Annotated in this window: 25 protein-coding genes; all 25 read left to right on the top strand. The window is 38.1% G+C overall.

The window, feature by feature from the left end; genetic code table 11:
* The first annotated feature begins 20 nt into the window (after window positions 1-20).
* The 25 genes from rplB (at window position 21) to rplQ (ending at window position 12,111) form a co-directional block, all read left to right on the top strand.
* Window positions 21-854 (top strand): 50S ribosomal protein L2, encoded by an 834-nt coding sequence (gene rplB / locus AC1RPY_RS05055; RefSeq protein WP_409022021.1) that lies wholly within the window; start codon window positions 21-23, stop codon window positions 852-854.
* 42 nt (window positions 855-896) lie between these two features.
* A complete protein-coding gene (gene rpsS / locus AC1RPY_RS05050) occupies window positions 897-1,178 on the top strand; it encodes a 30S ribosomal protein S19 (RefSeq protein ID WP_057974638.1) in 282 nt (93 codons plus the stop codon).
* Window positions 1,179-1,192: 14 nt separating this feature from the next.
* Window positions 1,193-1,546, top strand: coding sequence for a 50S ribosomal protein L22 (rplV, locus tag AC1RPY_RS05045; protein ID WP_409022022.1), 354 nt, complete (start codon window positions 1,193-1,195; stop codon window positions 1,544-1,546).
* A 13-nt stretch (window positions 1,547-1,559) separates the two neighbouring features.
* Complete coding sequence (gene rpsC / locus AC1RPY_RS05040; protein ID WP_057974636.1) at window positions 1,560-2,216, top strand: 30S ribosomal protein S3; 657 nt, start codon at window positions 1,560-1,562, stop codon at window positions 2,214-2,216.
* A gap of 3 nt (window positions 2,217-2,219) precedes the next feature.
* Window positions 2,220-2,654, top strand: a complete 435-nt coding sequence (gene rplP / locus AC1RPY_RS05035; RefSeq protein ID WP_057974635.1) for a 50S ribosomal protein L16 — start codon at window positions 2,220-2,222, stop codon at window positions 2,652-2,654.
* Window positions 2,644-2,838 carry a 50S ribosomal protein L29 gene (gene rpmC / locus AC1RPY_RS05030; protein ID WP_057974634.1) on the top strand — a complete coding sequence of 65 codons (195 nt, stop codon included), beginning with the start codon at window positions 2,644-2,646 and terminating at the stop codon, window positions 2,836-2,838. Before rplP ends, rpmC begins: the two co-directional genes overlap by 11 nt.
* 25 nt (window positions 2,839-2,863) lie before the next feature.
* Entirely contained in the window at window positions 2,864-3,130 is a 267-nt protein-coding gene (gene rpsQ, locus AC1RPY_RS05025; RefSeq protein WP_057974633.1) for a 30S ribosomal protein S17, read from the top strand.
* Window positions 3,131-3,182: 52 nt separating this feature from the next.
* On the top strand, window positions 3,183-3,551 hold the full coding sequence (rplN, locus tag AC1RPY_RS05020; protein WP_409022023.1) for a 50S ribosomal protein L14: 369 nt from the start codon (window positions 3,183-3,185) through the stop codon (window positions 3,549-3,551).
* A 32-nt stretch (window positions 3,552-3,583) separates the two neighbouring features.
* Complete coding sequence (gene rplX, locus AC1RPY_RS05015; RefSeq protein WP_409022024.1) at window positions 3,584-3,892, top strand: 50S ribosomal protein L24; 309 nt, start codon at window positions 3,584-3,586, stop codon at window positions 3,890-3,892.
* Between the two features lie 27 nt (window positions 3,893-3,919).
* Window positions 3,920-4,462, top strand: coding sequence for a 50S ribosomal protein L5 (gene rplE / locus AC1RPY_RS05010; RefSeq protein ID WP_409022025.1), 543 nt, complete (start codon window positions 3,920-3,922; stop codon window positions 4,460-4,462).
* A gap of 18 nt (window positions 4,463-4,480) precedes the next feature.
* A complete protein-coding gene (locus AC1RPY_RS05005; protein ID WP_057974629.1) occupies window positions 4,481-4,666 on the top strand; it encodes a type Z 30S ribosomal protein S14 in 186 nt (61 codons plus the stop codon).
* Between the two features lie 33 nt (window positions 4,667-4,699).
* Complete coding sequence (gene rpsH, locus AC1RPY_RS05000) at window positions 4,700-5,098, top strand: 30S ribosomal protein S8 (RefSeq protein ID WP_057974628.1); 399 nt, start codon at window positions 4,700-4,702, stop codon at window positions 5,096-5,098.
* A gap of 30 nt (window positions 5,099-5,128) precedes the next feature.
* Window positions 5,129-5,665 carry a 50S ribosomal protein L6 gene (rplF, locus tag AC1RPY_RS04995; RefSeq protein WP_481761615.1) on the top strand — a complete coding sequence of 179 codons (537 nt, stop codon included), beginning with the start codon at window positions 5,129-5,131 and terminating at the stop codon, window positions 5,663-5,665.
* Between the two features lie 53 nt (window positions 5,666-5,718).
* A complete protein-coding gene (gene rplR / locus AC1RPY_RS04990; protein ID WP_462298812.1) occupies window positions 5,719-6,075 on the top strand; it encodes a 50S ribosomal protein L18 in 357 nt (118 codons plus the stop codon).
* 19 nt (window positions 6,076-6,094) lie between these two features.
* Window positions 6,095-6,595, top strand: coding sequence for a 30S ribosomal protein S5 (gene rpsE, locus AC1RPY_RS04985; protein ID WP_409022028.1), 501 nt, complete (start codon window positions 6,095-6,097; stop codon window positions 6,593-6,595).
* Between the two features lie 12 nt (window positions 6,596-6,607).
* On the top strand, window positions 6,608-6,790 hold the full coding sequence (gene rpmD / locus AC1RPY_RS04980) for a 50S ribosomal protein L30 (protein ID WP_057974624.1): 183 nt from the start codon (window positions 6,608-6,610) through the stop codon (window positions 6,788-6,790).
* 45 nt (window positions 6,791-6,835) lie between these two features.
* Window positions 6,836-7,270, top strand: a complete 435-nt coding sequence (gene rplO, locus AC1RPY_RS04975; RefSeq protein ID WP_409022029.1) for a 50S ribosomal protein L15 — start codon at window positions 6,836-6,838, stop codon at window positions 7,268-7,270.
* Window positions 7,270-8,565 (top strand): preprotein translocase subunit SecY, encoded by a 1,296-nt coding sequence (gene secY, locus AC1RPY_RS04970; RefSeq protein ID WP_409022030.1) that lies wholly within the window; start codon window positions 7,270-7,272, stop codon window positions 8,563-8,565. Before rplO ends, secY begins: the two co-directional genes overlap by 1 nt.
* 76 nt (window positions 8,566-8,641) lie before the next feature.
* On the top strand, window positions 8,642-9,304 hold the full coding sequence (locus tag AC1RPY_RS04965; protein ID WP_481761614.1) for an adenylate kinase: 663 nt from the start codon (window positions 8,642-8,644) through the stop codon (window positions 9,302-9,304).
* A 196-nt stretch (window positions 9,305-9,500) separates the two neighbouring features.
* On the top strand, window positions 9,501-9,719 hold the full coding sequence (gene infA, locus AC1RPY_RS04960) for a translation initiation factor IF-1 (protein WP_057974621.1): 219 nt from the start codon (window positions 9,501-9,503) through the stop codon (window positions 9,717-9,719).
* Between the two features lie 35 nt (window positions 9,720-9,754).
* A complete protein-coding gene (gene rpmJ, locus AC1RPY_RS04955) occupies window positions 9,755-9,871 on the top strand; it encodes a 50S ribosomal protein L36 (RefSeq protein WP_057756760.1) in 117 nt (38 codons plus the stop codon).
* 24 nt (window positions 9,872-9,895) lie between these two features.
* Window positions 9,896-10,261, top strand: a complete 366-nt coding sequence (rpsM, locus tag AC1RPY_RS04950) for a 30S ribosomal protein S13 (protein WP_057974620.1) — start codon at window positions 9,896-9,898, stop codon at window positions 10,259-10,261.
* A 28-nt stretch (window positions 10,262-10,289) separates the two neighbouring features.
* Window positions 10,290-10,679 (top strand): 30S ribosomal protein S11, encoded by a 390-nt coding sequence (gene rpsK, locus AC1RPY_RS04945; protein WP_057974619.1) that lies wholly within the window; start codon window positions 10,290-10,292, stop codon window positions 10,677-10,679.
* 85 nt (window positions 10,680-10,764) lie between these two features.
* The gene (locus AC1RPY_RS04940) at window positions 10,765-11,703 is read left to right on the top strand and encodes a DNA-directed RNA polymerase subunit alpha (protein ID WP_409022032.1); all 939 of its coding nucleotides are present in this window, start codon (window positions 10,765-10,767) and stop codon (window positions 11,701-11,703) included.
* Window positions 11,704-11,730: 27 nt separating this feature from the next.
* Complete coding sequence (gene rplQ, locus AC1RPY_RS04935) at window positions 11,731-12,111, top strand: 50S ribosomal protein L17 (protein WP_057974617.1); 381 nt, start codon at window positions 11,731-11,733, stop codon at window positions 12,109-12,111.
* Window positions 12,112-12,345: the final 234 nt, after the last annotated feature.

Raw genomic sequence — 12,345 nt, 5'->3', positions numbered from 1 at the left:
TAAACTAGGAGGAAAACAACGTGGGAATTAAAAAATTCAAACCAACCACTAACGGTCGTCGTAATATGACTGGTTCTGATTTCTCAGAAATTACTAAATCAACTCCTGAAAAATCATTACTAGAATCAAAAAGCAGAACTGCCGGCCGTAATAACTATGGTCGCATTACTGTTCGTCACCGTGGTGGTGGTCATAAACGTCAATACCGTTTGATCGATTTCAAGCGTGTTAAAGACAATGTAACAGCAACTGTTAAAGCAATTGAATATGATCCAAACCGTTCAGCTAATATTGCATTATTACAATATACTGATGGTATCAAATCATACATCATTGCTCCTAAAGGATTAGAAGTTGGCATGATGGTTCAATCTGGTAAAGAAGCAGATATCAAGGTTGGTAACGCATTAGCTCTTCAAGATATCCCAGTTGGTACAATTATTCATAATGTCGAATTAAAACCAGGTAAGGGTGGACAACTTGCTCGTTCAGCCGGTGCTTCTGCACAATTACTTGGTAAAGAAGGTAAATACGTCCTTGTTCGTTTGACATCAGGCGAAGTTCGCATGATCTTATCAACATGTCGCGCATCTATCGGTGCTGTTGGTAACGAACAACATGAATTAATCAAAATTGGTAAAGCTGGTCGTGCTCGTTGGGCTGGTAAACGTCCTACAGTTCGTGGATCAGTTATGAATCCTAACGATCATCCTCATGGTGGTGGTGAAGGTAAAGCTCCAATTGGTCGTCCATCACCTATGTCTCCTTGGGGTCAAAAGACGATGGGTTACAAAACACGTTCAAAGAAAAACCAATCAGACAAATTTATCGTACGTGGACGCAACAAGAAATAATTTACTTGTTGCTTAAGCTATATTCCGGAAGGAGGATTCACATTGAGTCGTAGTCTAAAAAAAGGACCATTCGTCGATGAACATTTGATGAAAAAGGTCGAAGCACAAACTGATCAAGAAAAGAAAACAGTTATCAAAACATGGTCACGTCGTTCAACAATCTTCCCTAACTTCATTGGTCTAACTATCGCTGTATATGATGGACGTAAACACGTTCCAGTTTTTATGCAAGAAGATATGGTTGGTCATAAGTTGGGTGAATTTGTTCCAACACGTACTTTCCGTGGTCACGGATCTGACGATAAGAAAACTACAGTTAAATAAAGGAGGTTATACACATGGCTGAACAAGTAACATCAGCAAAAGCAACCGCCAAAACTGTTCGTATTCCAGCGCGTAAAGCTCGCTTGGTAATCGATCTTATCAGAGGTAAAAGTGTTGCTGAAGCTATCGGTATTTTGAGATTTACTCCCAGAGCCGGAAGCCCAATCATTGAAAAAGTTTTACTTTCTGCTGTAGCTAATGCAGAAAATAATTTTGATTTAGATGGTGAAAACTTAGTTATTACTGATATTTTTGCTAACGAAGGACCAACTTTAAAACGTTTCCGTCCTCGTGCTAAAGGATCAGCTTCACCAATTAACAAACGTACGAGTCACATTACAGTAGTTGTATCTGAAACTACAAAATAAGGAGGGATAACGCGTGGGTCAAAAAATAAATCCAACGGGATTACGTGTAGGTATCATTCGTGATTGGGATTCAAAATGGTATGCAGAAAAAGATTTTGCAAACTACCTTCATGAAGATTTACACATCCGTAAATACATTCAAGAAAAATTAACCGACGCTTCTGTCTCTATCGTTGAAATCGAACGCGCTGCAAAACGTGTTAACGTTTCAATCCATACTGCTAAACCTGGTATGGTTATCGGTAAAGGTGGAGCTGAAGTTGAAAAACTTCGTAAAGAATTAAATGATTTAACAGGTAAACGTGTGCATATCAACATTGTTGAAATCAAACGTCCTGATTTAGATGCTCAATTAGTCGGCGAAAACGTTGCGGAACAATTAGAAAACCGTGTCGCATTCCGTCGTGCTGTTAAACAAGCTATGCAACGTACAATGCGCTCTGGTGCTAAAGGTATCAAAGTTCAAGTTGCTGGCCGTCTTAACGGAGCTGATATGTCTCGTGTTGAAAGCTACTCAGATGGTACAGTTCCATTACATACCTTAAGAGCAGATATTGACTACGCTTGGGTTGAAGCAATGACTACTTACGGTAAATTAGGCGTTAAAGTCTGGATCTACCGTGGTGAAATCTTACCAGCTAAGAAAAACGCTGTGAAAGGAGGGAAATAACCTATGTTAGTACCTAAACGTACAAAATTCCGTCGTGAATTCCGTGGTAAAATGCGTGGGGAAGCTAAAGGTGGCAAAGAAGTCGCTTTTGGAGAATTCGGTTTACAGGCTCTTGAATCATCATGGATCACTAACCGTCAAATCGAAGCTTCTCGTGTCGCTATTAACCGTCATATGAAACGTGGTGGGAAAGTATGGATTAAAATTTTCCCTCATAAATCATATACTGCAAAAGCAATTGGTGTTCGAATGGGTTCTGGTAAAGGTGCTCCTGAAGGATGGGTAGCTCCAGTTAAACGTGGAAAGATCATGTTTGAAGTTGCCGGTGTTCCCGAAGAAGTTGCTCGCGAAGCTTTACGCTTAGCATCAAACAAACTTCCAGTGAGAACTAAAATTGTAAAACGTGAGGAAGTAGGTGGCGAATCACATGAAGGCTAAGGAAATTAATGAATTAACCACTGCTGAAATGATTACCAAAGAACAAGAATTTAAAGATGAATTGTTTAACTTACGCTTCCAATTAGCTACCGGTCAATTAGAAAATACCGCACGCTTAAGTGAAGTACGTAAAACAATTGCTCGTATTAAAACGGCATTACGCCAACAAGAATTAAACAAGTAGATTACGAAAGGGAGGCCATTTACGCATGAGTGAAACTCGTAACCAACGTAAAGTCTATCAAGGACGCGTTGTATCCGACAAAATGGATAAAACGATTAGTGTTCTTATCGAAACATACAAGACACACAAAACCTACGGTAAACGTGTGACTTATTCTAAAAAATTCTATGCACATGATGAAAATAACGAAGCAAAAATCGGCGATATCGTTCAAATTATGGAAACTCGTCCGTTGTCAGCAACTAAGAGATTCCGTTTATTAGATATCGTTGAAAAAGCAGTTATTGCTTAAGCATAATTGCCATTCGTATTTCTAATTTGCTATCGAAAGGAGGACACTTACTGTGATACAAACAGAAAGTCGTTTAAAAATTGCCGACAATTCAGGCGCAAAAGAAATCTTAACTATTAAAGTTTTAGGTGGATCAAAGCGTAAAACTGCTAATATCGGTGACGTTATTGTTGCTACTGTTAAACATGCAACACCAGGTGGTGTTGTCAAAAAAGGTGAAGTTGTTAAAGCTGTAATCGTACGTACAAAATCAGGTGCTCATCGCGCTGACGGTTCATACATCAAATTTGATGAAAATGCTGCCGTTATCATCCAAGATGATAAAAGCCCTAAAGGTACACGTATCTTTGGACCTGTTGCACGTGAATTACGTGATAACAATTTCATGAAGATTGTTTCTTTAGCACCCGAAGTATTATAAGAAATCCATCGGAAAACAAGGAGGTGCGCTAAATGTTCGTCAAAACTGGTGATAAAGTTCAATTAATTGCAGGTAAAGATAAAGGTAAACAAGGTACTGTTACTAAAGTTTTCCTTAAAGATGACCGTGTGATTGTTGAAGGCATGAATATTGCAAAAAAACATCAAAAACCTAGTAACTCGAATCCACAAGGTGGCATCGTGGATATAGAAGCACCAATTCACGTTTCAAACGTGATGCTTATCGACCCATCTACAAACGAACCAACTCGTGTTGGCTTCAAAGTTGTAGACGGCAAGAAAGTTAGAGTTTCTAAAAAATCAGGTGAAACTGTTAAATAGACCTACTGAAAGGAGGACACTTTCTTCATGACTAACCGTTTAAAAGAAAAGTTCACTAATGAAATTACACCATCTATGATGGAAAAATTTAACTACACATCAATTATGCAAACACCTCAAGTTGATAAAATTGTTATCAACATGGGTGTTGGTGATGCTGTTACTAATGCTAAAAATTTAGATAAAGCTGTTGAAGAATTAGCTTTAATCGCTGGTCAAAAACCTTTGGTTACAAAAGCTAAAAAATCAATTGCTGGCTTCCGTTTACGTGAAGGTATGCCAATCGGTGCTAAAGTTACTTTACGTGGCGAACGCATGTACGATTTCTTAGATAAATTAGTTTCAGTTTCATTACCTCGTGTGCGTGATTTCCGTGGCGTTAGCAAAAAAGCCTTTGATGGCCGTGGTAACTATACTTTAGGTGTTCGCGAACAATTAATTTTCCCAGAAATCGATTTTGATGATGTGGATAAAGTTCGTGGAATGGATATCGTTATTGTTACAACTGCTAATACTGATGAGGAATCAAAAGAATTACTCACACAATTAGGTATGCCGTTTTCTAAATAATAAGGAGGTTACAAAGCTTTGGCTAAAAAATCATTAATTGCAAAGAACAAACGTCCAGCAAAATTCTCTACACAAGCTTATACACGTTGCGAACGTTGTGGTCGCCCACATTCTGTTTATCGTAAATTTAAATTATGCCGTATTTGTCTTCGTGACCTTGCTCACAAAGGCCAAATTCCTGGTATGAAAAAAGCTAGCTGGTAAATCTAAAAGACAAGTTAAAGGAGGGTAAACTCAATGGTCATGACTGATCCGATCGCAGACTTTTTAACTCGTATCCGTAATGCAAACATGGTACGGCATGAGTCTTTAGAAGTGCCTGCTTCAAAAATCAAACGTGATATCGCTGAAATCCTTAAAAATGAAGGTTTCGTACGTGATATCGAATACATCGATGATGACAAACAAGGTATTATCCGTGTATTTTTAAAATTTGGAAAAGACAACGAACGTGTAATCTCTGGTATTAAACGTATCTCAAAACCAGGATTACGTACGTACGTTCAAGCTGATGCAGTTCCTAAAGTATTAAATGGTTTAGGAATCGCAGTTATCTCAACATCAGAAGGTGTGATGACAGATAAAGATGCACGCGCCAAACAAATTGGTGGCGAAGTCTTAGCATACATCTGGTAATCAATTAATTCGTAAGGAGGTGTCACTCGCGTGAGTCGTATAGGTTATAAAGAAATCGTTCTTCCTGCTGGTGTAGAAGTTACACAAGAAGGTCAAATGGTTACAGTAAAAGGCCCCAAAGGTGAATTAACTCGTAAGTTCTCTAGTGCTATTACAATGCATGTTGAAGGTCTTTCAGTTAAATTTACTCGTGAAAGTGACGATAAAAGCACTCGTGCCTTACATGGTACAATGCGTGCCAACGTAAACAACATGGTTCTTGGTGTTACAGAAGGTTTCAAAAAAGAACTTGAGTTGATTGGTGTTGGTTATCGTGCACAATTACAAGGGAAAAAATTAGTATTAAATGTTGGTTATTCACATCCAGTGGATTTTGAAGAACGCGAAAACTTAACTGTTGAAGTTCCTGCAAATACAAGTATTATTATTTCAGGTATCAGTAAACAAGAAGTTGGCGATCTTGCCGCAGAAATTCGTGCCGTTCGTCCTCCAGAACCTTATAAAGGTAAAGGAATTCGTTACGTTGGCGAATATGTTCGTCGTAAAGAAGGTAAAACAGGTAAATAATGCTGCTTAGCATTGCTTACTTTGTTTTTGAATAAAATCAAGAGGTGAAAATTGTGATTACAAAACCAGATAGAAATAAAACACGTTCAAAACGTCATTTACGTGTTCGTGGCAAGATTTCTGGAACTGCAGAGTGCCCACGCTTAAACGTATTCCGTTCTAATAACCACATCTACGCTCAAGTAATTGATGACGTAGCGGGTGTAACGCTAGCAAGTGCCTCAACAATTGATAGTGAAGTAACTGGCGACAGTAAAGTAGCAAAAGCTACTGCTGTTGGCGCATTAGTTGCTAAACGTGCTAATGACAAAGGTATCAAAGCTGTTGTTTTTGATCGTGGCGGATACTTATACCATGGACGCGTTGCTGCTTTAGCTGAAGCAGCTCGTGAAAATGGATTAGAATTCTAAGAAAGGGAGGAAATAGTTTATGACTTTCATTGATCCAACTCATTTAGATTTAGAAGATCGTGTTGTTGCGATTAACCGTGTTACTAAAGTTGTAAAAGGTGGACGTCGTCTACGTTTTGCTGCATTAGTTATTGTCGGTGATCACAATGGTCATGTAGGCTTCGGTACAGGTAAAGCTCAAGAAGTTCCTGAAGCAATCCGTAAAGCAGTTGAAGATGCTAAAAAGAACTTGATTGAAGTACCTATGGTCGGTACGACACTTCCTCACGAAGTTCTCGGTCAATACAGTGGTGGACGCATTATGCTTAAACCAGCTGTTGAAGGTTCTGGAGTTGCCGCTGGTGGTTCAGTTCGTGCCGTTATGGAACTTGCTGGAGTAGCAGATGTAACAAGTAAATCATTAGGCTCAAATACACCAATCAACGTTGTTCGCGCAACAATGGATGGTTTAAAGAAAATGAAGAGTGCTGAAGAAGTTGCTGCATTACGTGGCGTTTCTATTCAACACTTAGCTGACTAGGAGGACTAAAACATGACAGATTTAAAAATTACATTAAAACGCAGTGTCATCGGACGTCCTCAAAATCAACGCGAAATCGTTAAAGCTTTCGGTTTACACCGTATTAGCAGCTCTGTTATTCGTCCTAATGACGCAGTAACACGAGGCGTTATCGCCAAGATTTCTCATTTAGTGGACGTTGAAGAAGTTAAATAACATCAACATCTTGTTTGCAGTTTAAAATAAGGAGGTGCCAACCCTATGAAATTACATGAATTAAAACCAAGTGAAGGTTCTCGCTCAGTACGTAACCGTGTCGGACGTGGAACATCTTCAGGTAATGGTAAAACTTCTGGACGTGGTCAAAAAGGCCAAAAAGCCCGTAGTAAAGTACGTTTAGGTTTTGAAGGTGGACAAATGCCTTTATTCCGTCGTATGCCAAAACGTGGATTTAATAACTTCAACCGTAAAGAATATGCAGTTGTCAATTTAGATAGCTTAAACAAATTCGAAAACGGTGCTGAAGTAACACCAGCATTACTTGTTGAATCAGGTATTGTTAAGAACGAAAAATCAGGAATTAAAATTTTAGCTTCCGGCGAACTTAACAAGAAATTATCTGTTAAAGCAGGTAAATTCTCAGCTGCTGCTAAAGAAGCTATTGAAGCTGCCGGTGGTCAAACAGAGGTGATCTAATGCTTAAAGTGATGAAAAATGCATTAGCTGTGAAAGAAATCCGTCAAAAGATTTTTTTCACTTTATGCGTTTTAATTGTCTTTCGCTTAGGTACTTTTATAACAGTTCCTGGAATTAACCATGCTGCAATTGCTAGTGCAACAAGTAGTAACTTAGTTAGTCTTCTTAACACTTTTAGTGGTGGTGGATTAACTAATTACTCAATTTTCGCAATGGGGGTTTCACCCTACATTACAGCTCAAATTGTTATTCAATTACTACAAATGGACATTGTTCCTCGTTTTGTAGAATGGAGTAAGCAAGGTGAAGTTGGTCGTCGTAAATTGAATCAAGCTACACGTTACCTAACAATTGTCTTAGCATTTGTTCAATCTGTAGGTATCACCGCAGGGTTAGACTCATTAAGTAGTTTAGGTTTGGTTAACAATCCAAGTACGCAAACATATGTTGTTTTGGGCGTTATTTTAACAGCCGGAACAATGTTTACGACTTGGTTAGGTGATATGATTACTGAACGTGGTATTGGGAATGGTGTTTCCATGTTAATCATGGCAGGTATCGTTTCTCGTATTCCAGGTGGTATTAAACAGATTTTCAATGAACAAATTTTCCAAGCTGATAAAGGTGATCTTTGGGGGGGCATCTTGTTCATAGTTATCTTGCTCGTTATTATTTTTGCAATCGTAACTTTTGTAACATATGTTCAACAAGCTAACTATAAGATTCCAATTCAATACACAAGACGTGTTGCTGGTGCGACAGATAGTTCATATCTGCCACTTAAGGTAAACGTTGCGGGTGTTATCCCCGTTATTTTTGCGAGTTCGTTCATTGCAACACCCCAAACTGTGCTTTTGGCATTCCAAAGCTCACAAGGGGACACGACTTGGTATAAAGTATTAAGTCAAGTTTTCAACATGCAAACAACATACGGAGCCATCCTATATACCGTATTGATTGTCTTGTTCACATTCTTCTACGCTTTCGTACAGGTAAATCCTGAGAAACTCTCAGAGAATTTACAAAAACAAGGAAGTTATATTCCAAGTGTTTGGCCTGGTAAAGCAACAGAAAAATATGTTTCAAAATTATTAATGCGTTTAAGTACTGTTGGTTCATTATTCTTAGGATTTGTTGCTTTAATTCCATTATTAGCATCAAGTTTGTTCGGATTAGATGAATCAGTTGGTTTGGGTGGTACTAGTCTGTTGATTGTCGTTGGGGTTGCTCTTGAAACTATTCGTCAATTAGAGGGTATGATGATGAAACGTAAGTACGTCGGATTCATTAGATAATCGATAAAAAACAAATTTTAAACTGAGAATTAGGTTAGGCTGATGCCTAACCATTTCTCATATTAGGAGGATATTCATGACTAAAATGAACCTGATGTTAATGGGTTTACCTGGTGCAGGTAAGGGAACACAAGCTGAAAAGATTGTCGACGCTTTCCACATCGCTCATATCTCTACGGGAGACATCTTCCGTGCAGCAATGAAAAATGAAACACCAATGGGACTTGAAGCTAAAAAGTATATCGATCGTGGTGACCTTGTTCCTGATGAAGTCACAAATGGCATTGTCAAAGAACGATTAGCTGAAGATGATATTCAAGATGGCTACATGCTTGATGGGTTTCCAAGAAATATGGCACAAGCTGTTGCCTTGGACGAAATCGGTAAGGACCTTGGAAAACCTCTTAACGCAGTCATTGACATTCATGTTGATCCTGAATCTCTAATCGAACGTTTAACTGGTCGTTACATTTGTCGTAATTGTGGAGCTACATATCACAAAATCTTCAACCCCACAAAGGTTGAAGGAACATGTGATCGCTGTGGGCAACATGAATTTTATCAACGTGAAGATGACAAACTTGAAACGGTTAAAAATCGTTTAGAAGTTAACATCAAAATGAATACACCGTTATTAGATTTTTACGAACAACGTCATCTATTGTATACAGTAGATGGTAACCGCGATATTGAAGATGTATTTGCAGATATTGAAACGATTTTAAACAATCTCAAGTAATCTGAGTATTCCGCTGCAAAGTAATTGTGCCGGAGTGGCTAACTTGCATCTGAGATAGCGGTATGATAGAATAATTCCGGTTTATCTTTTCAGGAGGATATTTGTAATAATATCCTGATAAGAACGGGTGAGAGTGTCTAATTCTCGCCATTTTTACATGTAAAGTTAAAACACGATTTTAAGGAGGTACATTTACGTGGCGAAAGAAGAAGTAATTGAGATTGAGGGTACGGTCCGTGAAACGTTACCCAATGCGACTTTTCGAGTTGTACTTGAAAATGATCATGAAATTTTAGCTCATGTCTCTGGTAAAATTCGTAAGAATTATATTCGTATTTTACCTGGTGATAAAGTGACGGTTGAAATGTCTCCTTACGATTTAAGTAAGGGTCGTATTACTTATCGCTTTAAATAGATTGTACTTCAAAAACTTTTAGGAGGTATAATTCAATGAAAGTAAGACCATCAGTAAAACCAATGTGTGAACATTGTAAAGTTATCAAGCGCAAAGGTCGAGTTATGATCATTTGTAGCGCAAATCCAAAACATAAACAACGTCAAGGATAATAAAAATTAGGAGGTGTAATTGTTATGGCTCGTATTGCAGGTATTGATATTCCACGTGATAAAAGAATCGTGGTAGCATTAACTTACATTTATGGAATCGGTAATACAACTGCTGCTAAGATCTTGGTAGAAGCAGAAGTATCAGAAGATATTAGAACTCGTGATTTAACAACTGACCAAGAGGATGCAATCCGTAAAGTTGTTGATCAATTTAAAATTGAAGGTGACTTACGTCGCGAAATCAGTTTAAACATTAAACGTCTCCAAGAAATTGGAACGTACCGAGGCATGCGTCATCGTCGTGGTTTACCAGTTCGTGGACAAAACACGAAAAACAACGCTCGTACACGTAAAGGCCCAGCTACATCAATTGCAGGCCGCAAGAAATAATTACTAGATTAAGGAGGTAATACTATTTATGGCAACTAAGAAAGTTTCTCGCAAACGCCGTGTTAAAAAACATATTGAAGCCGGTGTTGCACATATTCATTCTACTTTTAACAATACACTTGTTATGATTACTGATGTTAACGGTAACGCTGTTGCATGGTCATCAGCTGGTGCATTAGGTTTTAGAGGTAGTCGTAAATCTACACCATTCGCAGCACAAATGGCAGCAGAAGCTGCAGCTAAAGGCTCAATGGAAAATGGTATGAAGACTGTTGAAGTAGCAGTTAAAGGACCTGGTTCTGGCCGTGAAGCCGCAATCCGTGCTTTACAAACTACTGGTCTTGAAGTAACAGCAATTCGCGATGTTACTCCAGTGCCTCATAATGGATGTCGTCCTCCAAAACGCCGTCGTGTTTAACGTGGATTAATATTCATTACGGAGTTGAACTTCATAATGTTTTCACTAGATTACACGTTACGTTTTGAAAGGGGTAAAGATAAGAATGATTGAATTTGAAAAACCAAATATTCATAAGATAGATGAAAGTCCTAACTATGGTAAATTTGTTGTAGAACCACTTGAACGCGGTTATGGTACGACATTAGGTAATTCACTTCGTCGGATTCTATTATCTTCCTTACCAGGCGCATCTATTACTAATATTCAAATTGATGGTGTTTTACATGAGTTTTCAACTATTGAAGGCGTATTGGAAGATGTTACTCAAATTATCTTGAATATTAAGAAAGTTGCTTTGAAGTTAGCTGCTGATGAAGACCAATCCATCGAAATTGATGTGAAAGGTCCCGCAGAGGTTACTGCCGGTGACATCATTGTAAACAGTGATGTTGAAGTATTAAATCCCGACTTGTACATTTGTACAGTCGCAGAAGGTGCATCTTTTCATGTTCGCATGAACGCTAGCAATGGTCGTGGATACGTATCTGCTGATCAAAACAAAGCGGAAGATATGCCAATTGGCGTATTACCAATTGACTCCATTTATACCCCAATCGAACGTGTGAACTACCAAGTAGAAAAAACACGTGTTGGTCAAAAAGATGATTATGACAAATTGACACTTGATGTTTGGACTAATGGTTCAATTACACCAAGCGAAGCCATTAGTTTGTCGGCTAAAATTTTAACTGAGCATTTGACTTTATTTGTTGATTTAACCGATGAAGCTAAAAATGCTGAAATTATGGTTGAAAAAGAAGAAACACATAAAGAAAAAATGCTCGAAATGACGATTGAAGAACTTGATTTATCAGTTCGTTCATACAATTGTTTGAAACGTGCTGGAATCAACACGGTTCAAGAATTAACGAATAAATCCGAAGCTGACATGATGAAAGTCCGTAACTTGGGCCGTAAATCATTGGAAGAAGTTAAAGCTAAATTAGCTGCGCTTGATTTATCATTACGTCATGATGACTAATATTATATAGAGGGAGGGAAACTATTCATGAGTTACCGCAAATTAGGACGTACAAGTTCTCAACGTAAAGCAATGTTACGTGATTTAACAACAAGTCTTATTATCAACGAACGAATTGTGACTACTGAAGCTCGCGCTAAAGAAGTACGCAAATCTGCCGATAAAATGATTTCTTTAGGTAAACGTGGTGATTTAGCTTCACGTCGTCGTGCTGCTGCTTTCGTAAGAAACACAGTTGCTGACGTGAAAGAAGATGGTGACGATGTCACTGTTCAATCAGCATTACAAAAATTATTTTCTGATGTAGCTCCTCGTTACGCTGAACGTAATGGTGGATACACTAGAACTATGAAAACAATGCCTCGTCGTGGCGATGCCGCACAAATGGTTATTATTGAATTAGTATAATTCGTTAACAGATAATTTTTCACTTTGATTGATGATTAAAAACAAACGTTATGATGATGGAGTAATCTTAGTCTAGTTTGAAGGTTCTTCACATTTGTGATTTGCCGGTCATCCTTCATAGTGATTTTTTATTGTCTAATGAGGTCTGAAAAAAGGGTTCTGAACACATTTTAATAATGTGTTCAGAACCCTTTTTTTATGTGCTAAAACCTAGTATGATAATAGTATTCTTAA

The organism is Dellaglioa sp. CoH-56-MRSF-12 (assembly GCF_056782075.1).
This window is presented reverse-complemented; position numbering and strand designations above follow the sequence as displayed.